The organism is Vibrio sp. D54 (assembly GCF_021728075.1).
GTDB classification, from domain to species: domain Bacteria; phylum Pseudomonadota; class Gammaproteobacteria; order Enterobacterales; family Vibrionaceae; genus Vibrio; species Vibrio alginolyticus.
In genome coordinates this window covers 19,653-42,442 of the sequence record NZ_JAKKCS010000026.1, presented here as the reverse complement: position 1 = coordinate 42,442, position 22,790 = coordinate 19,653, and the positions used below count along the sequence as shown (strand labels likewise).

The following is a 22,790-nucleotide window of genomic DNA, read 5'->3' as shown; positions in this document are numbered from 1 at the left end:
CAACCTCATCAACTACAGTGAGTTTAAAAGCGAGGGAGTAATCGCGCTGAGTTCTTTTAGTTGTTGATTTCATAACACTCTCCAATTTTGGGGGTGGAAAGTGTCAACCTTATTTAGGACGGCACAACGCATAAAAATAAAGCTCGCGATTAAGCGAGCTTTATTTTTATATTCAGAGTAATAAACCATCACTCCAACGGTTCGGTTGGCGCTTGATTGCCCGGCTTAGCCGCCGCAAACGGCACATTTACCAGTTCAGAGGCATTATTTTTGACTAGTTCACCTAGGTGAAACAAGCCGTATTCGCCAGGTTTCATACGCTGCCAAGCTTCGTTGCCCGTCAAAGGTTGAGTTGCGATCACAGAAACGATGTCATGTGGCGTTGTTTCTTCTTGGAAGTTAATTTCCACATCTTCATCAAGCAAAGCAGCTTTTCCAAACGGTGCGCGTCTTGTGATCCAATACAAATGATTGGTGCAATACGTCATTACATACTCACCATCACTCAGAAGCATGTTAAATACACCCTTCTCTTTTAGCTCATCACAACATTTAGCAACATATAAGAATACCGACTCCATATCCTTTGGTGGCTCAGGATATCGATCTTCCATTTGCTTCAACAACCAGCAAAATGCCAGTTCACTATCTGTCTCACCGACAGGTCGATGTCGACCTGTATGCAAGTCTTGGTAACCAGAGAGCTGACCGTTATGCGCAAACGTCCAATACCTACCCCACAGCTCACGTGTAAAGGGATGAGTATTTTCTAAATTAACACCACCACGATTCGCTTGTCGGATATGACTAACGACCGCACGACTTTTGATGGGATAATTTTGTACCAACTCTGCTATTTTAGACTCACAACTTGGCTTGGGATCTTTGAAGGTTCGAAAGCCCTTCCCTTCGTAGAAGGTGATCCCCCATCCGTCACGGTGTGGGCCGGTTCGACCTCCACGCTGCATGAGCCCAGTAAAACTGAAACAAATATCCGTTGGAACATTAGCGCTCATACCGAGCAATTCACACATGGTTTAAAAAACTCCCTAACAACACAGCTCGAAACGGTGGCCGTAAACGATTATTCCATCTCTTTTTCGATCAACTGAATGATGATATGAATAATCTTAATATGAATCTCCTGAATGCGGTCTGCATAACCAAAGTGTGGCACGCGGATTTCAATATCTGCAAGGCCTGCCATTTTGCCGCCATCTTTGCCTGTTAGCGCAATCGTCTTCATGCCTTTAGCTTGTGCTGCTTCAATCGCTTTCAGGATGTTACCTGAGTTACCTGAAGTCGACAGACCAAACAGTACGTCACCTTTTCGACCAACCGCTTCTACATAACGTGAAAACACGAAGTCATAACCAAAGTCATTACTCACACAAGAAAGGTGGCTTGGATCTGAAATAGCAATACCAGCATAGCCAGGACGATTTTCTCGGTAACGGCCTGTTAGCTCTTCGGCAAAGTGCATTGAATCACAGTGAGAACCACCGTTACCACACGACAATACTTTACCATCTTGCTTGAATGAGTCAGCAATCATTTTCGCCGCTGCTTCGATTTGCGCAATGTTATGGTCATCGCTTAAAAATTTGTTGAGCACTTCAGCAGCTTCGTTTAATTCACTTCTAATCAGATCATGGTACATAAGACGTTCTCTTTATTATTTCGGCTTCAGTCAGCTCTTGACTCACTGAGCAAATTGTTCTGATACCAATTTGGTATCGGACATTTCATAAACCTGAACTCGGGTTTGATTACTCTGAGTTTACCCACAAACGAGAATTAGTGTCGATAGTGAACCAACAGATTTAGATTAGTGATGGTAATAAACTTGTCAACTTGCTCATGAAACCATCACTCAAATCTCAACTTTAGAATTTTAACTCTACTTAGATCACTTTTTATCCAATCTTATGTTTTACATTTCCTTAATATTTTGATTACACTTAAACCAACTGGTTAGACCTCTTACCTAACATACAGACGTACAAAACTTATAAAGTCTGAAAAGGAAAATATATATGGACATCTTGCTCTCAATCATCACGATGGCGATCGTGCTAGGCATTACGCTCTACCACCGCATGCCTCTCGTGAAATCTATTAGCTTACTCACCGCGGCCATGTTGGCTCTTACAGTAGCAGGTACTGTCGGCGTTATTGGTTGGGCTATTTACGTTCTCGCAGCAGCTGTGCTCGCGGTTCCTGGCGTACGTCAGTCTTTAATTAGCCGCAAAGCTTTAGTGCTTTTCAAGAAAGTGCTGCCAGCTATGTCTCAAACCGAAAAAGAAGCGTTAGACGCAGGTACCGTCTGGTGGGAAGCCGAACTGTTTAAAGGCAAACCAGAGTGGCAAAAGCTACACGCAATTCAAGCACCTAAGTTAAGTGCGGAAGAACAAGCCTTTTTAGACGGCCCTGTGAATGAAGTGTGCGCCATGGTGAGTGATTTCCAAGTGACCCATGAACTCGCGGACTTACCGCCAGAAGTTTGGCAATACCTGAAAGATCATAAGTTCTTCGCCATGATCATTAAGAAAAAGTACGGTGGTCTGGAGTTCTCAGCATACGCGCAATCACTAGTACTACAAAAACTAACGGGTGTTTCTGGCGTTCTATCGTCTACCGTTGGTGTTCCTAACTCTTTGGGCCCAGGTGAGCTACTGCAACACTACGGTACTGAAGATCAGAAAAATCATTACTTACCGCGTCTAGCTGAAGGTAAGGAAATCCCTTGTTTCGCCCTAACAAGTCCAGAAGCGGGTTCTGACGCTGGATCTATTCCAGATTACGGTGTGGTCTGTAAAGGCGAATGGGAAGGAAAAGAAGTACTGGGTATGCGCCTGACTTGGAACAAGCGCTACATCACCCTAGCGCCAGTCGCAACGGTACTAGGCTTAGCATTTAAACTTCGCGATCCTGAAGGTTTGCTAGGCGACAAAGAAGATCTTGGCATCACTTGTGCGCTTATCCCAACTGATGTCAAAGGTGTTGAGATTGGTAACCGACACTTCCCACTCAATGTGCCATTCCAAAATGGTCCAACGCGCGGTAAAGACATCTTTGTTCCTATCGATTTCATTATCGGTGGCGAAAAAATGGCGGGCCAAGGTTGGCGTATGCTGGTTGAGTGTCTGTCGGTTGGACGTGGTATCACACTACCTTCAAACTCAACAGGTGGCATCAAAACTGCGGCAATGGCAACCGGTGCTTACTCACGTATTCGCCGTCAGTTCAAACAGCCGATCGGTCATATGGAAGGAGTTGAAGAACCATTAGCACGCTTGGGTGGTAATGCTTACGTGATGGATGCAGCAAGCAACTTAACCGTTTCGGGTATCGACTTAGGTGAAAAGCCATCAGTAATCTCAGCTATCGTGAAGTATCACTGTACGCACCGCGGCCAGCAAAGCATCATCGATGCAATGGACATCGTAGGCGGTAAAGGTATCTGTATGGGACCTTCTAACTTCCTAGCTCGTGGTTACCAAGGTGCGCCAATCGCAGTAACGGTTGAGGGTGCTAACATTCTAACACGCTCAATGATCATCTTTGGCCAAGGCGCAATCCGTTGCCATCCGTACGTTCTTGAAGAAATGAACGCAGCGTATTCTGAAGCAAGTAATGCTGTCGAGAAATTTGATAAAGCGCTTGCTGGTCACGTGAGCTTTACAATGAGTAACCTAGTGCGCAGTATCTGGTTTGGTTTGAGCGACGGTCTGGGCTCTTCATCACCAACCAAAGATGCAACCAAGCGTTACTACCAACAATTGAACCGCTACAGTGCAAACCTTGCCTTACTATCGGATATCTCAATGGCAGTGCTAGGTGGCTCTTTGAAGCGTAAAGAGCGTCTATCAGCGCGTCTTGGTGACATTCTAAGCCAGCTATATTTAAGCTCTGCGACGTTGAAACGTTTTGAGCAAGATGGCCGCCCAGTCGAAGATTTACCATTAGTACACTGGGGTCTACAAGACAGTTTGAAACAAGCGGAAGTGGCGGTAGACGAATTCTTAGCAAACTTCCCGAACAAAGTGATTGGTCGTGCACTGCGCGTGTTAATCATGCCATTCGGTCGTGTACGCAAAGCGCCAAGCGATAAACTAGACAGTAAAGTGGCGCGCATTCTACAAACGCCAAGTGCAACGCGCTCACGCATTGGTCGCGGTCAATACCTTGAACCAACCGAGCACAACGCAGCAGGTAAGATTGAGCTTGCGCTGTCAGTCATTCTTCAAGCTGAACCTGTGTTTGACAAAGTATGTAAAGCGCAAGGTAAGCGTCGCCCATTCTTACGTTTGGATATGATTGCTCAGGAAGGGCTAGAGCAAGGCTTTATCACGCAAGAAGAAGCCGATCTACTCAGAGAAGCGGAACAGCATCGTCTAGATACAATCAACGTTGACGACTTCGAGCCGGAATTGCTCGCCGCAAAGCCGCTATACCCTCAGATGGATAGCGTTGCCTAACTCTCTAATCTGAAACCATACAACGGGAGTGACAACTCCCGTTTTTTATTGCTACCAGAATAGCGTTCATAACACCTCACACCACGAAGCCCCTGCGCAATCGCAATAAAAGCCACGCACTCCAATCTTTCCCCCGATTTCCAGTGATAACTAACTCACAGACGTTCCAACTAAGCGGTGTATACTTTAAGTAACTCACTCACATATATGGTAAATCCGTTGGCTAAAATATTACTCGCACAGTGGTTCCCAGGGCTTGTTCAGCTTAAGCATTATCAAAAAGAATGGTTTGTTAACGACTTTAGAGCCGCCTTTTCTGTTGTCGCGGTTGCACTGCCAGTTGCCATAGCTTACGCACAGTTAACTGGTGTATCCGCAATTGTCGGTCTGTATTCGTGTGTACTGCCAATGTTGGTTTACGCCATGATGGGCACATCTCGGCAACTCATTGTCGGACCCGATGCAGCAACCTGTGCAGTGATTGCTGCTGTTGTGACACCACTTGCCGCAGGTGACCCCACAAAACATTGGCAGTTGGTTATGACCATGACAGCAATGACGGGGATTTGGTGTGTACTGGCAAGTCGTTTCAAGCTAGGGGTGTTTGCAGATTTCCTTTCTCGTCCGATTCTTTTGGGTCTACTCAACGGTGTTGCTCTCACAATTATCGTTGGTCAGTTTGCGAAAGTAGTCGGTTTGAAATACGAGCAACGTTATTTACTGGAACGTTTATGGGAAGCTCCACAACGATTAACCGAGCTTCATTGGCCTACTGTAACTCTGAGTATCGTGACAGTTGTCGTTTATTTGCTCACCAAACGCTACCGACCAACTTGGCCTGCTGCCATGCTGGCGATCCTCGTAACTACTGCGTCAGTTTGGTTTTTCCATTTACAAGAGATGGGCGTATCGGTTGTCGGACTCACTCAAGGTGGCTTCCCTCAGTTTCAAACACCGGAATTTGAGCTAGGTGAAGTTCGTGAACTAGTAGTCCCGGCGCTCAACCTTGCAATTGTCAGTTTTGTTAGCATGATGCTCACCGCCCGCAGTTTCGCGGCTAAAAACGGTTATGATATTGATGCAAATAAAGAGTTTCAGGCGTTGGGTTTTGCCAACATTGCCTCAGCGTTTTCACAAGGTTTCGCGATAAGCGGCGCTGACTCACGCACAGCCGTTAATGATGCAAATGGTGGTAAATCTCAATTAGTTTCGATTGTCGCTGCAATCACCATTGCCATTATTGCGGTATTTATTTACGAGCCTTTACAGTTCATCCCTATCGCTTCACTTGGTGTTGTATTGATCATTGCGTCCCTATCGCTGCTCGATCTTAAAGCAATTTGGAAATTAAAATCTCGTGACAAAGATGCATTTTATCTGGCCATCATTACTTTTATTTCTGTGTTGATCGTGGGTGTAATACCGGGGATCACTTTGGCGGTATTGCTAGGGCTGTTTCAATTTTTACGTATTGTCATGCGGCCGAGTGATCAGCTACTTGGCTTGGATGAAAAAGGCACCATTCGGACCATCGACGACTCAGGAAAAGCTTCGCCTATTCCTGGAATGGTGATTTACCGCTTTAACTCACCGCTAACATACTTCAATGCTCCTTACTTTAAACGTAGAGTGTTAGAGCAGGCAGAGCATCACAAAGACGCAAGTTGCGTTGTCATCGACGCCGTATCGAGCTTTACTCACTTGGATCTCAGTGTGATGGCAACACTGGCAGATATTCACAATACTTTGAAAAAGAGAGGTGTACGCTTAATCCTCGCAGGAAGGAAACGACGTCTTCGTCAATGGTGTGAGCTTACTGGTATCAGCACCAGTGAAGGAGGCATCTTACTGCGAGCCGATATGTACCTTGCTATTAAACTTAGTGGCTGTTACATCAGTGCTGTGGGTGAGGGACAAATTCCTACTGTTCAAAAAGAGCCTGATTTAGAGCAGCCACCCAAACCAATTCCAGAAGTGGCTTAAATAGAAATTTAATATAGGAAACAGGAAATTAAACTCCTGTTTTCTAGTGCTTACTTCACAGCTGAATACGTATTACGCCTTTGGCTTAAACTTTTTTGTCATCCCTTGGCTTTTAGGAGCCACCAGCCTATAACCAAGCTTTTCGTAAAAAATTGGTTCATCAGCAATCATAGAAACGTAAGAGCCTTCAAGTGCAACAGAAGAAAGATAACCGTCGATGTATTCCATGACTTTTCTACCTAAACCGTTACCTTGATAATCAGAATCAACGGCAACGTCGACAATTTCGAAGTTACACGCCCCGTCACCAACAACCCGACCCATTGCAATGAGCTTTCCTTCATCCCGAATAGATACGCCATATAACGAATTGGGTAGACCAATTTCAGCAGCTTTCAACGATTTGGGTGATAGCCCGGCTTTGACACGCATATCACAGTATTCTTTCGGGCTTGGCACATGCTCTTCATATCTTATTGTCATTATGTACTACTCCTTTGTATCACCTTGGAGCTTACATAACTAAACTGTATAAATAAACAGTTAAACGTTGGAAAGATGTTCCCATTAAGCACACAAAGTATCAGGTCTAGAAAAGAAGCCACCGACAACTCTGACGCCATAATAGATATAAGTTGCTCTGAAGCTAGACATTCCTTTTTCTAAACATGTTTCTCTCAACAACGTATCCGCATGCTTTCGAGCACTTTGAGGCAACACCTCTTCCCTCATGAGTTGGTAAAGAGCATCATGCACTAAAGAAGCTTTCATAATGTTTTTTGTGTCTAACGCTGGCCCACTCGCTCCATCCCATGCATAGCCCTTTTTAATCGTTAACACGCCTTGTTTGGACAAACTAAGAAAAGGGCTGTCATACGCGTTACTCACTGAAATGTGAGTCTCAATCTTTTCTTCAGAATGGAGAGTGTATTTATACTTCTGACGCTTTTTGTATTTCATCAGAGACCTCGCATTTACTTATTCTTATTTATCACGCACAGCTGAATATTTATCCAGAAACCCTACAAGATCGGCTCTTGTTATTATGGCGTACTACCTATTACAAAGCCCAAATCAATATAAATAGAACTCCATGCAATCAATAAAGCCAGAACCCCTGACTTTATTAATCAAAATTTAACCAACAATCCTTATTCTGAAGGAAGTCTACTCAATTTTTTATGGATATCTTCTACAAAATTGGCTTGTTCACTTGGAGAAACCTCTAGAACATAATGAAAAAACGGACTTGTATGCTCAGTAATTTTATACTCTTCACTTAACAGCTTAATTACTTGTTCATGATTAAATCGTGCGGAGACTAAGCCACTCTCGGTTTCTTGAGTTATAACTATATAGTGAGCGGTTGGAAAAACCGTAAACCTTCCTTCGACAGGAAACCAGGGAGCAAAAGAAATAATCTCGTCATCAATTATGTATGCTTGAGGTTTACTGACATAAGTGTAAGGGTACTTTTCATCTAAATAGGGTCTTGCTGTATCAAACAAGCCATCATAATAAGTTGGTATTTCTACTTTTTGGATTTTACTTAAGGGATCAAAAGTGAAGGTATCAAGTGATTTTAAATTATTACTTCCCGCATCTGGATTATTAATACCATTATCAATAGAAGAACAACCTACAATTATCACTGCACAAAAAAAAGCTAAAATTTTATTCATTATTCCTTTATCTTTAATTGATTATTTTGAAAGTTAGTCACATTAAAAATGCAACCAATTTAGAAAGTAAAAATGATATATTATTTATATAAAATCCCAAACATATATTTGAGTACAGTAAACTTAAATATTCATAATTTATCCATTTTTCTTCTTCCAATTTGGTAACTTGAAAAAAAACGGAGCCGATTGGCTCCGTTTCTCGCTTTATGTGTGTGTTACTACTATTTCTTTGGTACTTCTAATTGCATCTCTGGCATGGCATCGCGCTTCGCTTTAATTTTGCGCCAGACTATCCATGCAATGATCACAATCAGCAGCATTATCACATTACCCACCGCGATAATAATCATGCTGCGCTTACGCTCAGCCTCCCGCTCAGCGATAATTTGCTTTTCCATTTCAATACGACGCTGCTCGGCTAATTCAGCTTCTTTTGCAATTCGAGCAGCTTCTAGATCAACTTCATCAACAACACTGAAGGTTTGCTCTGGGATAGGAAACGCCAACGAGCGCTGGGTTGCAAAATCAGTGGCAAAGATCTCGCCGCGCCAGGCGTACTTACCAAGTTCAGAATCGTTATTGAGGTTCAACGTAACTCTCATTCCATCTTTAGAGACCTGTCCTTGGCTGTAACTAATGAAACCATCGGGAGCGTCCTTTTTCACTGTGACTGCTATAGAGCCTGGTGCAATCATACCTTGCTCGCCACTCACCACTAATTGGTGTGGCTTATCGGGATTACGAGCCTGAATAAAAGTACGAGAGATTGGGTTCGGATAAACCAAGATGACTTGTTCTTGCGCTCGTAAGAATACGCCATTGCCAGACGTGATGCGCGCGCGGTACTTACCAGGCTCAACGTCTATTGGGAGCTGAACCGTAAACACACCATCCCCTGCTTTTTCATCCAAGCCTCGGCCGTCATCAGCAAACTCACCCACAACCATCGGCACTGGACGTGCTTCTTTGATCAGCTCATCTTCATTTTCGACAAACTTGGTAAATGTCACGCGCAGATTCACACGATCAAGGAAGTCGCGCAATACAAGAGGTTTGCCGTCGGAGGTCAGGCGAGCTGTAAACTTAAGCGCTTCCCCATTATATAATCGGTTTGGGAACAGATCCGTACTGAGCTTTAGGTGAGAAATTAAGCGGATGTTATTTTTAGGCGTAACTTTCCCCACAGCCTGCCATGGACCTGGCATAGGGTTATCAACGGAAATAATATCGAGTGAGGCTTCTTGATACCAACGTACATTGTCGTAAGAGCCCCAGGCATAGTATTTTTTACCGTCAGGACGGACTAAAACAACTGGCTGAGAACTTTGCTCACGATAAACCAAAAACGTGATCTGCTCGATGGTTGGATCAACTCGAAAGCGATTGTCTAACAAAGACATTGTAGATTCACTCGCAGCACTCGAGAGACTACTCCATATCGCTAAAAACGCGACCAACAAAGCCCTCAACATAGCTTCTCCTATTGATGCCAAATACAGTCGTTCACCAACTCTAATCTTTTTTGGTGAGCTTCTAGTTCATCGGCACTTGCGCGCAAAACCTTTAGCGCTTTTCTTCCTTCAATACGACGAATGGTTTCTACTCCACCCTCTTGTTTATTCGCGTTAAATTCTAGACTCGTTTGACCACCCGTCATAAAGAGGTAAACGTCGGCTAGAATCTCCGCATCGAGCAAAGCTCCGTGGAGTGTACGGTGCGAGTTATCAATACCGTAACGTTCACATAAGATATCAAGGTTGTTTCGCTTACCAGGGAAGATTTTCTTCGCCATTGCAAGGGTGTCGGTCACCTTGCAGTAGTCGTCCGTTTTGCCGATGTTAGGATCGAGCATGCTAAACTCGTAATCCATAAAGCCGGTATCGAAGGGTGCGTTGTGGGCAACAAGTTCTGCGCCTTTAATAAACTCAAGAAACTCTTGGTGCACGCTCGCGTATTCCGGTTTATCAACCAAGAATTCATCCGTAATACCGTGAACTTCAACCGCTTCTGGTTGGATTTCACGATCGGGTTTTAAATAAACGTGGAAGTGACGACCAGTCAGCTTACGGTTGATGATCTCCACGGCACCGATTTCAATAATGCGGTGTCCCATGTAGTGAGGACCACCCTCGCGGTTCATACCTGTGGTTTCGGTATCGAGAACGACAATGCGGTTATATTCAGAATTGCTGCTGGTATTCATAAGGTTATGTATGTCAGACTATGCTTTATTAAATGTTTCGGCTAATAGTACCAAAAAATATGACCAAACACGTTGAGATTTTCACTGACGGTTCTTGTTTAGGTAACCCAGGACCAGGTGGTTACGGCATAGTATTGCGTTACAAAGACGTAGAAAAGACACTTTCCAAAGGCTATACGTTAACTACCAACAACCGCATGGAAATGTTGGCGGCTGTCGTCGCGCTACAGACGTTAAAACAACCTTGCAAAGTCACTTTAACGACTGACAGCCAATATGTGCGCCAAGGTATTACTCAGTGGATCCATAACTGGAAGAAGCGTGGTTGGAAAACAGCGGATAAAAAACCCGTGAAGAATGCCGATTTATGGCAAGCTCTAGACAAAGAAACCGCACGCCATCAAGTTGAATGGCATTGGGTAAAAGGCCACGCAGGCCATCGTGAGAACGAAATGTGTGATGAGCTAGCCCGTACTGCTGCAGAAAACCCAACTGAGGAAGATACAGGTTACCAACCCTCTTAGCGAGATTCTTTCCTCATAGTGTTACCCTCTCGATTCATCACCCCAAGTGGTGTGAGCTTTTTCTTCAAGCGCCAATGCGGTTTGATAGGCTTGAGAGGGTATGTCCGTTTCCGCGCGACTATGTAATACAAACTCCCAGCGGGTGATGCCCAATCACCAAGACTATTTTCCAACCATGTCCACATCGTACGGTAACGTTTCATCGGAAACAGCGCATAACGATCACAATGAATCACTTGATAATTAAGTAACCCTAACCAATCTTTGATGCGGTTCGACGTAAACATTCGTCCACTCCAAGGCAAATTATGTTTACGCCATGGAAGCAAACTCGCTAATCCAGTCAAGCTTAATGGGTTGAATCCAGTAATAATTACATAGCCATCATCCATCATCACTCTATCGACTTCACGCAACAAACGGTGTGGATCGCTTGCATAGTCGAGCTGATGAGCGAGTATCACAACATCAAAGCTTTTTTCCAAAAAGGGTAATTCGTAACCATCTGCAATCACATTATGCAACGGGTTCTGGATATCTACGTTGACTTGGTGTTGAATGTTACAATTACAGCTGGTTAGCTCACAGCTCAACCCGCCCAGTTTGAGCATATGGTAGCCGAAGAGTTTCGGGCACCATTCATCAAGTCGGGTCTGGATTGACTCAAGCACCCACGGACCGTTGTTCATTGCTGACCAAGTCGACGGGTGTGGTATAGTTTTGTTGCTGAGTGCTGGTTTCATTAACCACCTGACTAAAATGGGTGACGGAGAACGAATCGTGTTAGAGATCAAAAGCATACCCGCATTTAATGATAATTACATCTGGCTGATACAAAATAGCGATAAGCGCTGCGCAGTCGTTGATCCGGGCGATGCGAAGCCAGTATTAGAATTTCTGCAGGCTAACGAATTAACTTTAGAAGCGATTTTAATTACGCACCACCACAACGATCACATTGGTGGCGTTCCAGACTTAGTGCGTGCATTTCCTAACGTCGCCGTTGTGGGCCCAAAATCAGAGCCAATTCCAACCCTAACGACACCAATGGAAGAAGGCGACAAGCTAGAGTTGTTTGGTGAGATTTTCTTAGTACTTGGGTTACCCGGTCATACTTTGGGCCATATCGGTTACGTTGGGGACGGAAAACTGTTTTGCGGTGATGTGCTCTTTTCTGCTGGCTGCGGTCGTATTTTTGAAGGTACGCCTGAGCAAATGTTTGAATCACTGAGCAAACTAACGTCTCTACCAGAAGAAACTCAAGTCTTCTGCGCACATGAATACACGGCGAGTAACGTGGCGTTTGCTCTAGCGGTTGAACCTGACAATGAGCAACTTCGCCAATATCGCGACGATGTAAACCGACTGCGAGCACTCAACATTCCGACACTTCCAACAACAATACGCAAAGAAAAGTGGATTAATCCGTTCTTGCGAACCTCTAACCCTGACGTGGTTCAATCTGTTGCTAGTCGCATTAAAAATAGCGATCCATGCTCGGTTTTTACTGCTTTACGCGAGTGGAAGAACGAATTTTAACCATTTTCTGCTTGTAAGTTTGCAAGACCCCAGTATTATCAGGGACTGATTTTTCGAGAAGCGCCACTGGCGCTTCTCTTACGTTTGGGGTTGATATAAATCTATTTGAATTTCTCCCCATTGCATAATTAGAAGCTCTTTGCCTCTATAAATTAGTTAGTGTTTAAAAGATGTCTATTATCTTGCGACTGCCACGCACATTACGTTGCGCGACAGGCAGGTGAAGATAAACAGGCCCTAAATAGGCTGAATCCATGCGTTTGAAGTATACTTGGGCGTTGGCGTTGTTATTATCTGGCTGTCAATTGACTCAGTCAGATTCAACGTCTTCTACACCAGAAACCAATAAATCTGAGCAGACTGCAAAGCAAAATGCAGTAAAAGCTCAACCGGGCAATAAATCGTCACTAGCAAAAAAATCCGCTAACGACGCGCCTAAAGTTCTCTCCCCCCAAGAACAAGAAGATGTGTGGCAACGTATCGCCATGCAGCTGGACATGGATATCCCAAACCACAAGAAAGTGGACTACTACCGTACGTGGTATTTAAAGCACCCAAATCACCTTTACACGGTATCTAAGCGTGCTACTCCTTTTCTATACATGATCACAAAACGTATCGAAGAGCGCGGACTCCCAATGGAGCTTGCTTTACTTCCTGTAGTGGAAAGTTCATTCGATGCCTTTGCCTACTCACACGGTAGTGCGGCTGGGTTGTGGCAATTTGTCCCTGGCACCGGAAAAATGATGGGACTAGAGCAAAACTACTGGTATGACGGTCGCAGAGATGTGGCAGCAGCAACGGATGCAGCGCTGGACTACCTAGTACAACTAAACGAGCGTTTTGATGGTAACTGGGAACATGCAATCGCCGCTTATAACAGCGGTGGTGGCCGTGTTTCTAGCGCAATTCGTAAGAATAAAAAGCTCGGTAAACCTATCGATTTCTTCTCATTAGACTTACCAAAAGAGACCAGCAGTTACGTTCCTAAGCTATTGGCCTTGGCTGACGTTATCGCAAACCAAGACAAGTACGGACTTAATATTCCTGCAATTCCAAACAAGCCTGTTCTAACGCTTGTTGATCCAGAAGAGCAGTTAGATCTGGCTATTGCCGCAGATTATGCCGGCATTAGCGTAAAAGAGTTGCAGAGTTACAACCCTGCATACAACCAGTGGTCGACAGCGCCTGAGGGGCCGCACCAACTTTTGATTCCCGTAGAGAAAAAAGAGACTTTTCTCACCAAGGTGGAGAAAAATCGCGGTAAAGGGATGAAGGTCGCTCGCTACAAGGTGAAATCTGGTGACTCTTTAAGCGTGCTAGCTAATAAATACGGCACAACCACGAAAGTCATTCGACGTGCCAACGGCCTATCGAATAACAATATTCGTATTGGTCAATACCTGTTGATTCCGACATCAACAAAAGACGATGCAAAATACGCATTAACGGCACAAAACCGATTAAACAAGACTCAATCTCGTGCTCGTGGTCAACTCAAACTCACCCATGTCGTTCAGTCTGGAGAAAGTTTGTGGTCAATCGCACGTAACAATAAAGTGTCGTATAAATCTTTAGCAAAATGGAATGGTATGGGCCCGAAAGATCCATTGCGTGTGGGTCAAAAGCTAGTGATTTGGAAGGACTCAGACAAAGGTTCTGTGATCCGTACCGTTTTCTACAACGTTCGCTCTGGCGACACCATTAGCGGCATTGCAAGCAAGTTCAAAGTAAAAACGAACGACATCGTGAAATGGAACTCACTACACAAGAAAAAATACTTACAACCAGGTCAAAAGCTTAAGTTGTACGTTGACGTAACGAAGGTAAGTGTATGAACCCATCAAGCAATCCACTTGTGATGCTGTTGGACATTTTTCGTTCTCCAACATCTTGTTTTCTAGCGCTTTATCAACGCGGCGGATGGGGATGGCAGCCGTTCATCTTTCTGATGCTTAGTCCGTTTTTATTCTGGGGTGCTTACTTTTCGAATGTCGATTTCACGTGGCTCAGTGACCAACTTGCTGCGCAGTTTCAGCAAATCGACCCAAAGCAGATTGAGCTATTAGAACCAAACACGCTAATGGCAAGCGCGATCATCAATGATATATTCAACCGCTTTGCCACCTTACTATTGCTCGCGCTTTGGTTCTTTCTTGCAACAAAGGCAAGCAAACAACAATACGGTTACTGGAAATGGTTTGCCGCATCGTGTGCTATCTTATTCCCAGCAGTATTGGGCGATGTAGCAAGCTACGCGAGCTTGCTACTCAAGCATGGTCAGGTAATGACTTACGCTGCCGATTTAAATAGCCTCAATGGTCTATTAAAGCTGCCTCTTACTAACGAATGGTCTCATTTCGCTAGCTCGTTACCTTTGCTTTTGCCTTGGTACATTGTGCTCGGCTACGGCGTTGTACTGACGTGGACGGAGTTTGAACGTGGCCAAGCTTTGGTGATTGCAAGCCTGCCATGGGTATTCTTCTACGTTATTTGGGCACTTTATATTGTGGTAACCTAAGCTAGTCATTTAACGTAAATGACAATAACAATGGGTTATGATCGGAAGCGTCGCTCTGCGGCGCTTTTGCGTACTTAAGCGTCAGACCTCGGTAAAACACATGGTCCAGTGGTAACCCTGTTATAAATTGGACTCGATGATCCGGCAAGAACGTCACCTCTTGTAAGTCCGCAGCCTTTAAGGCCTGCCTCATCGCATTAACGCGAGATTCACTCCAGCTATTGAAGTCTCCAGCGAATAGGATTGGCCCCACATGATGCTTTAAAAGCATTTCAAGCGCCGTTAACTGAGATATATACTCTTTTGTACCTACGGTGAAGTTAATCGCATGTACATTCACCACTGCGAGTTTCTCGCCATTACTCAAGTGATACTGGCTATATAATGCAGACTTAGGTAAGCGCAGCCACGGCTCTTTAGAGGTGTAAGCGCAGGCTTTTTCTGGTTGCCCTTGAGCAATACTAATTACACCTGCACCGCTACCCAGCGCCTTAAAAGCACTCACTTGATTACTAACCCAGCGACCATCCACCAACCACTGCTTAAATGATGGTGTCATGCTGGCTTCTTGCAATAAGAGCAACTGCTTATCAGCAGAAAACTCATCGAGTGCACGTTGCCAGTTAGCCCGGTTCTGTTTGTAGATATTCCAGACAAGCACATTGATTTTGCCGTCATGATCGAGAGCTTTTGAATCGCTAAATTCGATGCACCTAATATCTTGTGTCAGCTCGGTACCTGTTTGGGTAATAATTTGCGGCTGATCTGGTACGGTGAAAATAACCTGGAAGCCAACCAATACCACCATTACGAGAAAAGCTAACGCCAGAAAAAAACGCTTAAACATACGACAAACCTGAATGTAGGCACCCCAAATCTAGAACAACCAATCTCGGGTTAAATGATTTCACTAATAAGCAAACAACAAAAAAGGAGCCACTTGGCTCCCTTTTAGCATAATAAATACGAAACAGGTGACAAGAAACCTTAGATCGCGTCTTCGTCTTCTTCACCAGTACGAATACGAACCACACGCTCAATATCAGTGACGAATATTTTACCATCACCAATCTTACCAGTTTGCGCGGTTTCAATGATTGTCTCTACGCATTTATCAGCCACATCTTCCGTTACAACGATTTCGAGCTTCACTTTAGGTAGAAAGTCCACCATGTACTCTGCACCACGGTAAAGCTCGGTGTGACCTTTTTGGCGACCAAAGCCTTTCACTTCAGAGACGGTCATCCCTGTAATGCCAACTTCAGCTAGCGCTTCTCGAACATCATCCAGTTTAAATGGCTTGATAATCGCTTCAATTTTTTTCATGTTCATCCCTTAAGCTTCAATCGATTGCGCTTATTATCGTTTAGCGTTTCGCAACATTCAATGTTTGTCTCTGATCCACCAGCGAAAATCCAGGCTGAGCAAATTAACATAGCGAATATCGTGAGTTGATAAAACCCAATGAGGACTGCTCAATGCCCAACCGTCCAAGCTTTTTCAGACTCGCGTTTACTTCAAACTTGCGTAGTAAGCCGCTAGGTTAGCGATATCTTCATCAGACAACAATGAAGCTTGAGCTTGCATCACAGCAGCAAGCCCACCTGTTCGCTCTTTATTTTTATAAGCTTTAATTGAACTGATAATATATTGCTCATTTTGCCCTTTCAGATTTGGGTAACCCGGAATGACAGCAATACCATCAGCGCCATGACACGCCGCGCATACTCCCGACTTTGCTTGACCTGCTGCAGCATCTCCCGCAGCTAGAGCCTGCCCACTGAACATGGTTAACGCCACCATTGCACCCATGATTGTTTTCTTCATTGCTTCACCTAATCAATTATTATTTAAGGATTTTTATATTTTATAATCGACATTGTGGCATGAATTTTCATTACCTGCGCCAAATAAGTTCACAATCTTGACCATTAAACGCCTGATCAACGAACAGATCTGCCACAGCAACGACTCGGTCTTGGTACATTAAAATCGGAATTTGACGACGCAGCCAGCTTGGCACATTGTATTCTTGGAATAACTTCTTCAGTTTTCGACTATGATTACGCGTGGTTGGATGCGCTGATAAGCCTTCCGGATTGAAGGTCACGCGAAGCAATTCTGGCTGACTCGGTAGCGCAATCGTTGCGTTACTAGAACTCGTCGTTAAGGTCAGCTCCCCGAGTCCCTCAGGCAGCGACAAAGTCGCATCAACTTGAATCGTACTTTGCCACTTAGTGACATCAGCCGTTTCCTTTACCCAATAGAAGAGACGATTTCGAAAACGGCGCACTTCACCTTGTTTAAGCTGTAGTTTGGGGTTGGCATCTTGCTGAGCTAATGCCACTTCATTCCAGATAAGATTGAGTTGTACCTGAGTCGGCATACTAGTATTAAGCTTAGCTAGCCACATACGAATCAAGCGCGCACGTGCTAATTCACTGTGCTTAGCCAGTTCTTCAATACTCAAACTTAGATCCGTTTGTAAAGCGCGTTCAAACACCGCGCTCAATAGTTCATCCAATAGCGCTTCTTGTTGAGCACATAAGCTTGCACTGCGCTGAACCGCTTGATGGATACTCGGCCAACGACCAGACAATTCAGGAACAACACAATGACGAAGAAAGTTACGATCATAACGGGTATCTTGATTGCTTTCGTCTTCCACCCACTCCAAGCCTAATTTAGTAGCGGCGTCTTCGATGGTCTTCCGCTTGATAGTAAGCAATGGTCGAACTAGAGATCCGCAAGAAAACGGCATACTCTCCGCCATCGAAGATAACCCTTTTGGCCCGCTACCACGCTTAAGCGCAAGGAGAAAAGTCTCTATTTGATCGTCGGCATGTTGACCAGTCAACAGTATATCGCCTTCTTGAATGTACTTAGTTAAGGCTTGGTAGCGAGCTTCACGAGCAAGAAGTTCAATACTTTCACCATTGCTGATGTCTAAGCTCACTCGCTCGATCGAGCACGATATCCCCACTTGTTGTGCCCAAAGTAAGCATTTATCGGCCCAATTATCGGCATTCGAGCTTAAACCATGGTGCACATACACAGCGTGACACTCTACAGAGTGCGCTTGTTGGTAGCGACTGAGTAATTCGAGTAAAAGACGTGAATCCACTCCTCCGCTAAACGCCAAGACAACCTTAGTGCCTGATTGATAGTAGCGGCCGAGAACTTGAGCAAAATGCAGGTAAAGCGATTCCATAAACGATCCGATAGGTACAAAAAAGGGCTGGACTCTCATCCAACCCTTTCTATTTTAACTGTTATCACTTGAGATATCAGCTAACGCTTAATAGCAATCACCGAAATTAACAGTAACCGTAGCTCATTAGGCGCTGGTAACGACGTTCACGTAGCGTCTCTTCATCCAGTTGTTCTAGATCTTCTAGCTGACGAAGTAGTGTCGCTTTCATATTCGCTGCCATTTGAACATGATCGCGATGAGCGCCGCCTAGTGGCTCTTCGATGATTTCGTCGATCAGTTCAAGCTCTTTAAGACGCGGAGCAGTTAGGCCCATTGCCTCTGCCGCTTGTGGCGCTTTGTCTGAATCACGCCATAAGATTGAAGCACAACCCTCAGGAGAAATTACTGAGTACGTAGAGTACTGAAGCATGTTCACATAGTCGCCTACACCGATTGCTAGTGCACCACCAGAACCGCCTTCACCAACAACGTTACAGATGACTGGCACTTTAAGACCAGACATCACTTTTAGGTTCTTCGCGATCGCTTCAGATTGACCACGCTCTTCTGCGCCCACACCTGGATACGCGCCAGCCGTGTCGATAAATGTGATGATCGGCATGTTGAAACGCTCTGCCATTTCCATCAAACGTAGCGCTTTACGGTAACCTTCTGGTTTTGGCATACCAAAGTTACGTTTCACTTTCTCTTTGGTTTCACGACCTTTTTGGTGACCAATGATCATCACAGGGCGGCCTTCAAGGCGAGCCATGCCACCCACAATCGCTTTGTCGTCTGCAAACGCGCGGTCACCCGCTAATTCATCAAACTCCTCAAAAGCGTGTTGGATGTAATCCAGCGTGTAAGGACGTAGTGGGTGACGAGCCAGTTGAGCTGTTTCCCATGCACCTAGGTCACTGAAGGTTTTTTTCTTCAGCTCTAAGCTTTTCTTCTCAAGCTGTTCGATTTCTTTATCCAGGTCAATCGCAGAATCACCACCGTGACGAGAGACATCACGTAATGCTTCAATTTTCGCTTCTAGTTCTGCAATTGGCTTTTCAAATTCAAGAAAGTTTAGGCTCATCTATGAATCCTTGTTTACTCAGCGTCTAACATATTGCGCTGAATTTTTAGTTAAATTCGAGTTCTACCTGGCTTTTGCCAAGCAACTGTTTTAAATCGTCGAGTAATGTATCACTTGGCGTTACTCGCCACTCGGTGCCCAATGTTAACCGCGCTCTGGCGTCGGCACGCTGGTAGTATACATTGACGGGTACGGTTCCGGCTTTGTGCGGTTCTAAAATACGGCTGAACTGCTCAAAAAACTGATCGTTGATCTGATTTGCATCTATCGATACCGACAAACCACGAGCGTATTTCTCGCGCGCACTGCCGAGATCCATAACTTCACGCGCCGACATTTTAAGGCCACCGTTGAAGTCATCAAAGCTGACCTGTCCAGAAACGACCAAAATTCTGTCTTTTTCGAGAAGTTCAGCGTATCGATCCAGCGCATCAGAGAACAACATCACTTCCATGCGGCCACTTCGGTCATCCAGTGTCATAATACCAATTCGTGTACCACGCTTGGTCGTCATTACACGAGCGGCAATAACCAGGCCGGCTACCGTGACAGATTGATCGCGGCGAGTGGGCGTTGCGTCTTTTAGTCGACAACTGGTGTATTTGTTTAGTTCCTTTACGTAGGCGTTAATTGGGTGCCCTGTCAAATATAGACCTAGGGTATCACGCTCGCCCTCTAACCACACTTTTTCTGGCCAAGGCGGAACCTGCGTATACTTATGCTCTACTTCTTCAGGTGCATCCGTTAGCACACCAAACATATCCGTTTGACCAAACGCCTCAGCTTGGTGATGTTGACTTGCTGCTTTTACCGCATCATTGAGTGACGCCATCATCGCCGCACGGTGTGGGCCTAGTCGATCCAACGCGCCCGCGTAAATCAGCTTCTCTATCACTCGTTTATTGACGCGTTTTAGATCAACTCGAGCACAGAAATCAAATAGGTCTTTAAAGTGACCACCTTTATTTCTCGCCTCAAGAATCGCATCGATAGGGCCCTCACCAACCCCTTTTATCGCACCAATACCGTAAACAATTGCGCCATTTTCATCAACATTAAAGCGATATAGGCCAGAGTTGATGTCTGGTGGCAGCACGGTAAGCTTCATACGGAAACACTCATCGACCAAGCCAACGACTTTTTCCGTGTTATCCATATCGGCTGTCATTACCGCAGCCATAAATTCGGCAGGATAATGTGTTTTCAGCCAAAGAGTTTGATAAGAAACCAATGCATAAGCAGCAGAGTGCGATTTGTTAAAACCATAACCGGCGAACTTCTCTACCAAGTCGAAGATTTTCATCGCCAACTCGCCATCGATACCGTTCTTTATCGCACCTTCTTCAAAGATAGCACGTTGTTTTGCCATCTCTTCTGGCTTTTTCTTACCCATTGCACGACGAAGCATGTCCGCACCACCTAGCGTGTAACCTGCTAAGATCTGCGCAATCTGCATTACCTGCTCTTGATACAGGATGATGCCGTAGGTTGGATCAAGCGTCTCTTTTAGCGACTCGTGTTGCCACTTTTCATCTGGATAAGAGATCGCTTCTCGACCATGTTTACGGTCGATAAAGTTATCTACCATGCCCGATTGCAAAGGACCCGGACGGAAGAGTGCTACCAATGCGATGATGTCTTCGAAACAGTCTGGCTGAAGTCGTTTAATCAGCTCTTTCATGCCTCGAGATTCAAGCTGGAATACTGCTGTCGTTTCAGAGTTTTGCAACAAACGGAAAGAGGCAGGGTCTTCTAACGGTATGGATTCAATTTGAACCGGTTCTTTACCTTCTCGCTCTAGACGTGGGTTAATCAGCCCTAACGCCCAGTCAATAATGGTTAAGGTACGTAAACCCAAGAAGTCAAACTTAACTAGGCCAGCGGTCTCAACATCGTTTTTATCAAATTGAGTAACCGGGAAGTGACCTTCAGCGTCTGCATAAATTGGCGCAAAATCGGTAATTGTTGTAGGTGAAATTACAACACCACCAGCGTGTTTACCGGCGTTTCGCGTACAGCCTTCCAAAATATGACACATGTCGATGAGTTCTTTAACTTCCTCATCGGCCTCATACAATTCAGGTAGTGCAGGTTCAGCTTTAAACGCTTTATCTAGCGTCATGCCTGGATCGGGCGGGATCAGCTTTGAAATACGATCAACAAAACCAAATGGGTGGCCCAATACGCGGCCAACGTCACGGATTACCGCTTTTGCCGCCATCGTACCAAACGTGATGATCTGAGATACCGCGTCGCGACCGTACATTTCCGCAACGTGGTCAATAACCTGGTCACGTTTATCCATACAGAAATCGACGTCGAAATCGGGCATCGAAACACGCTCTGGGTTCAAGAAACGTTCGAACAGCAAGTCGTATTCTAATGGATCCAGGTCGGTGATTTTTAATGCGTAAGCCACCAAAGAGCCGGCACCGGAACCACGTCCAGGACCTACAGGAATTCCATTATCTTTTGACCACTGGATGAACTCCATTACGATCAAGAAGTAACCAGGGAATCCCATTTGGTTGATAACATCTAGCTCTATCTGAAGACGTTCATCATATTCAGGGCGGCGACGTTTCCTCTCTTCCTCATCTGGAAATAGGAACTCTAAACGCTCTTCCAAGCCCTCTCGGGATTTCATGACTAAGAACTCAGTCTCTTTCATCCCTTCAGTTGGGAAGGCTGGTAGGAAGTACTCCCCTAAGCGTACAGTCACGTTACAACGCTTCGCTATCTCGACACTGTTTTCTAACGCTTCAGGAATATCAGCAAACAGCTCGCACATTTCTTCTTCTGTACGAAGATATTGCTGCGGACTGTAGTTTTTTGGCCTGCGCGGATCTTCTAATGTGTAACCATCGTGAATCGCTACGCGTATTTCATGAGCATCAAATAGGTCTGGGCTCAGGAATACAACTTCATTGGTCGCCACTACTGGCAAGTCTTGCTGCTCTGCCAATTCAACCGCAAAGTGAAGATAAGTTTCTTCATCTGGACGACCGGTACGAAGTAGCTCAAGATAAAAGCGATCTGGAAAATGCTGTTTATAGAAATCAACACACCCTTGCACTATTTGACGGTTGCCTTTCAAAAGGCCGCGACCAATTTCCCCGCTTTTACCGCCGGATAATACAATCAGGCCTTCAGACATTTCAGCCAACCAGGCTTTGTCAATCACTGGGTGGTGTTGAACATGTCCGCGTAAGTACGCTTTTGATATCAATAACGTCAGGTTCTTATAACCTACATTATCCGCCGCAAGCAAAGTCACTTGTGTCAGCTCTTCACCAAACTCGTCCGACTGCATTTTAAAGTCAGCACCAATGATCGGTTTAACACCACTGCCATGCGCCGTACCGTAAAACTTCACCAAACCACATAGGTTGGTAAAGTCGGTCAACGCCATTGCGGGCATACCGAGCTCAGCAACTTTCTTTACGATTGGCGGAACTTTGTTGAGGCCATCCACCATCGAGAAGTCACTATGAACACGCAGGTGGATGAATTTGGGATCTGACATTAACAGGTACCGTGTAACTCTATTTTGTTGGGGATTCTAACCTAAAGAGGT

20 protein-coding genes are annotated in these 22,790 nt (G+C 45.0%); 6 read left to right on the top strand and 14 right to left on the bottom strand.

Annotation, left to right across the window (positions count from 1 at the left end; translation table 11 throughout):
* Positions 1–188: 188 nt before the first annotated feature.
* Positions 189–1,034: a class II glutamine amidotransferase gene (locus L3V37_RS22680; protein ID WP_005385395.1), complete on the bottom strand. Its 846-nt coding sequence runs from the start codon at positions 1,032–1,034 to the stop codon at positions 189–191.
* Positions 1,035–1,084: 50 nt separating this feature from the next.
* Positions 1,085–1,660 (bottom strand): D-sedoheptulose 7-phosphate isomerase, encoded by a 576-nt coding sequence (gene lpcA / locus L3V37_RS22675; protein WP_005380392.1) that lies wholly within the window; start codon positions 1,658–1,660, stop codon positions 1,085–1,087.
* 376 nt (positions 1,661–2,036) lie between these two features.
* On the opposite strand from lpcA, the gene fadE reads away from it, so the two are divergent.
* Together fadE and L3V37_RS22665 are read left to right on the top strand one after the other, a co-directional pair.
* Positions 2,037–4,481, top strand: coding sequence for an acyl-CoA dehydrogenase FadE (gene fadE, locus L3V37_RS22670; RefSeq protein ID WP_237307184.1), 2,445 nt, complete (start codon positions 2,037–2,039; stop codon positions 4,479–4,481).
* Between the two features lie 207 nt (positions 4,482–4,688).
* Positions 4,689–6,464, top strand: coding sequence for a SulP family inorganic anion transporter (locus L3V37_RS22665; protein ID WP_017820741.1), 1,776 nt, complete (start codon positions 4,689–4,691; stop codon positions 6,462–6,464).
* Positions 6,465–6,536: 72 nt separating this feature from the next.
* Here L3V37_RS22665 and L3V37_RS22660 read toward each other — a convergent pair whose 3' ends face one another.
* The 5 genes from L3V37_RS22660 to dnaQ all read right to left on the bottom strand — a co-directional run bounded on the left by L3V37_RS22660 (position 6,537) and on the right by dnaQ (position 10,352).
* Entirely contained in the window at positions 6,537–6,947 is a 411-nt protein-coding gene (locus tag L3V37_RS22660; protein ID WP_237307182.1) for a GNAT family N-acetyltransferase, read from the bottom strand.
* Between the two features lie 84 nt (positions 6,948–7,031).
* A complete protein-coding gene (locus tag L3V37_RS22655) occupies positions 7,032–7,424 on the bottom strand; it encodes a DUF1353 domain-containing protein (RefSeq protein WP_017633769.1) in 393 nt (130 codons plus the stop codon).
* Positions 7,425–7,615: 191 nt separating this feature from the next.
* The gene (locus L3V37_RS22650; protein ID WP_031780222.1) at positions 7,616–8,146 is read right to left on the bottom strand and encodes a hypothetical protein; all 531 of its coding nucleotides are present in this window, start codon (positions 8,144–8,146) and stop codon (positions 7,616–7,618) included.
* A 224-nt stretch (positions 8,147–8,370) separates the two neighbouring features.
* Positions 8,371–9,621, bottom strand: coding sequence for a TIGR03503 family protein (locus L3V37_RS22645; protein WP_237307179.1), 1,251 nt, complete (start codon positions 9,619–9,621; stop codon positions 8,371–8,373).
* An 8-nt stretch (positions 9,622–9,629) separates the two neighbouring features.
* Positions 9,630–10,352, bottom strand: a complete 723-nt coding sequence (gene dnaQ, locus L3V37_RS22640) for a DNA polymerase III subunit epsilon (RefSeq protein WP_237307177.1) — start codon at positions 10,350–10,352, stop codon at positions 9,630–9,632.
* 59 nt (positions 10,353–10,411) lie between these two features.
* Here dnaQ and rnhA point away from each other — a divergent pair, with 59 nt between their 5' ends.
* Positions 10,412–10,876 (top strand): ribonuclease HI, encoded by a 465-nt coding sequence (gene rnhA, locus L3V37_RS22635; RefSeq protein ID WP_005380384.1) that lies wholly within the window; start codon positions 10,412–10,414, stop codon positions 10,874–10,876.
* On the opposite strand, the gene L3V37_RS22630 is transcribed toward rnhA, so the two are convergent.
* The gene (locus tag L3V37_RS22630; RefSeq protein WP_017636046.1) at positions 10,873–11,619 is read right to left on the bottom strand and encodes a class I SAM-dependent methyltransferase; all 747 of its coding nucleotides are present in this window, start codon (positions 11,617–11,619) and stop codon (positions 10,873–10,875) included. The two genes, rnhA and L3V37_RS22630, sit on opposite strands and share 4 nt — an antisense overlap.
* A gap of 37 nt (positions 11,620–11,656) precedes the next feature.
* On the opposite strand from L3V37_RS22630, the gene gloB reads away from it, so the two are divergent.
* From gloB to L3V37_RS22615, 3 genes are all read left to right on the top strand, one after another.
* A complete protein-coding gene (gene gloB / locus L3V37_RS22625) occupies positions 11,657–12,415 on the top strand; it encodes a hydroxyacylglutathione hydrolase (protein ID WP_005380380.1) in 759 nt (252 codons plus the stop codon).
* 254 nt (positions 12,416–12,669) lie between these two features.
* Positions 12,670–14,253, top strand: coding sequence for a LysM peptidoglycan-binding domain-containing protein (locus L3V37_RS22620; protein ID WP_017820746.1), 1,584 nt, complete (start codon positions 12,670–12,672; stop codon positions 14,251–14,253).
* A complete protein-coding gene (locus L3V37_RS22615; protein WP_213973323.1) occupies positions 14,250–14,936 on the top strand; it encodes a YIP1 family protein in 687 nt (228 codons plus the stop codon). Before L3V37_RS22620 ends, L3V37_RS22615 begins: the two co-directional genes overlap by 4 nt.
* Position 14,937: 1 nt before the next feature.
* Here the strand turns inward: L3V37_RS22615 and L3V37_RS22610 are convergent, their stop codons facing one another.
* The 6 genes from L3V37_RS22610 to dnaE form a co-directional block, all read right to left on the bottom strand.
* Positions 14,938–15,783 (bottom strand): endonuclease/exonuclease/phosphatase family protein, encoded by an 846-nt coding sequence (locus tag L3V37_RS22610; protein WP_237307175.1) that lies wholly within the window; start codon positions 15,781–15,783, stop codon positions 14,938–14,940.
* 140 nt (positions 15,784–15,923) lie between these two features.
* Positions 15,924–16,262 (bottom strand): nitrogen regulatory protein P-II, encoded by a 339-nt coding sequence (glnB, locus tag L3V37_RS22605; protein ID WP_005380372.1) that lies wholly within the window; start codon positions 16,260–16,262, stop codon positions 15,924–15,926.
* Positions 16,263–16,448: 186 nt separating this feature from the next.
* Entirely contained in the window at positions 16,449–16,763 is a 315-nt protein-coding gene (locus L3V37_RS22600; protein WP_017636043.1) for a cytochrome c, read from the bottom strand.
* Between the two features lie 70 nt (positions 16,764–16,833).
* A complete protein-coding gene (gene tilS / locus L3V37_RS22595; protein WP_237307173.1) occupies positions 16,834–18,147 on the bottom strand; it encodes a tRNA lysidine(34) synthetase TilS in 1,314 nt (437 codons plus the stop codon).
* A 106-nt stretch (positions 18,148–18,253) separates the two neighbouring features.
* Positions 18,254–19,213 carry an acetyl-CoA carboxylase carboxyl transferase subunit alpha gene (gene accA, locus L3V37_RS22590; RefSeq protein WP_005380365.1) on the bottom strand — a complete coding sequence of 320 codons (960 nt, stop codon included), beginning with the start codon at positions 19,211–19,213 and terminating at the stop codon, positions 18,254–18,256.
* Between the two features lie 46 nt (positions 19,214–19,259).
* Positions 19,260–22,739 (bottom strand): DNA polymerase III subunit alpha, encoded by a 3,480-nt coding sequence (dnaE, locus tag L3V37_RS22585; RefSeq protein WP_005385364.1) that lies wholly within the window; start codon positions 22,737–22,739, stop codon positions 19,260–19,262.
* Positions 22,740–22,790: the final 51 nt, after the last annotated feature.

What these genes read in the sequence shown, in the direction of transcription:
- L3V37_RS22680 (WP_005385395.1), bottom strand. Translation starts at nt 1,034, where the DNA reads ATGTGTGAATTGCTCGGTATGAGCGCTAATGTTCCAACGGATATTTGT.
- lpcA (WP_005380392.1), bottom strand. Translation starts at nt 1,660, where the DNA reads ATGTACCATGATCTGATTAGAAGTGAATTAAACGAAGCTGCTGAAGTG.
- fadE (WP_237307184.1), top strand. Translation starts at nt 2,037, where the DNA reads ATGGACATCTTGCTCTCAATCATCACGATGGCGATCGTGCTAGGCATT.
- L3V37_RS22665 (WP_017820741.1), top strand. Translation starts at nt 4,689, where the DNA reads ATGGTAAATCCGTTGGCTAAAATATTACTCGCACAGTGGTTCCCAGGG.
- L3V37_RS22660 (WP_237307182.1), bottom strand. Translation starts at nt 6,947, where the DNA reads ATGACAATAAGATATGAAGAGCATGTGCCAAGCCCGAAAGAATACTGT.
- L3V37_RS22655 (WP_017633769.1), bottom strand. Translation starts at nt 7,424, where the DNA reads ATGAAATACAAAAAGCGTCAGAAGTATAAATACACTCTCCATTCTGAA.
- L3V37_RS22650 (WP_031780222.1), bottom strand. Translation starts at nt 8,146, where the DNA reads ATGAATAAAATTTTAGCTTTTTTTTGTGCAGTGATAATTGTAGGTTGT.
- L3V37_RS22645 (WP_237307179.1), bottom strand. Translation starts at nt 9,621, where the DNA reads ATGTTGAGGGCTTTGTTGGTCGCGTTTTTAGCGATATGGAGTAGTCTC.
- dnaQ (WP_237307177.1), bottom strand. Translation starts at nt 10,352, where the DNA reads ATGAATACCAGCAGCAATTCTGAATATAACCGCATTGTCGTTCTCGAT.
- rnhA (WP_005380384.1), top strand. Translation starts at nt 10,412, where the DNA reads ATGACCAAACACGTTGAGATTTTCACTGACGGTTCTTGTTTAGGTAAC.
- L3V37_RS22630 (WP_017636046.1), bottom strand. Translation starts at nt 11,619, where the DNA reads ATGAAACCAGCACTCAGCAACAAAACTATACCACACCCGTCGACTTGG.
- L3V37_RS22620 (WP_017820746.1), top strand. Translation starts at nt 12,670, where the DNA reads ATGCGTTTGAAGTATACTTGGGCGTTGGCGTTGTTATTATCTGGCTGT.
- L3V37_RS22615 (WP_213973323.1), top strand. Translation starts at nt 14,250, where the DNA reads ATGAACCCATCAAGCAATCCACTTGTGATGCTGTTGGACATTTTTCGT.
- L3V37_RS22610 (WP_237307175.1), bottom strand. Translation starts at nt 15,783, where the DNA reads ATGTTTAAGCGTTTTTTTCTGGCGTTAGCTTTTCTCGTAATGGTGGTA.
- glnB (WP_005380372.1), bottom strand. Translation starts at nt 16,262, where the DNA reads ATGAAAAAAATTGAAGCGATTATCAAGCCATTTAAACTGGATGATGTT.
- L3V37_RS22600 (WP_017636043.1), bottom strand. Translation starts at nt 16,763, where the DNA reads ATGAAGAAAACAATCATGGGTGCAATGGTGGCGTTAACCATGTTCAGT.
- tilS (WP_237307173.1), bottom strand. Translation starts at nt 18,147, where the DNA reads ATGGAATCGCTTTACCTGCATTTTGCTCAAGTTCTCGGCCGCTACTAT.
- accA (WP_005380365.1), bottom strand. Translation starts at nt 19,213, where the DNA reads ATGAGCCTAAACTTTCTTGAATTTGAAAAGCCAATTGCAGAACTAGAA.
- dnaE (WP_005385364.1), bottom strand. Translation starts at nt 22,739, where the DNA reads ATGTCAGATCCCAAATTCATCCACCTGCGTGTTCATAGTGACTTCTCG.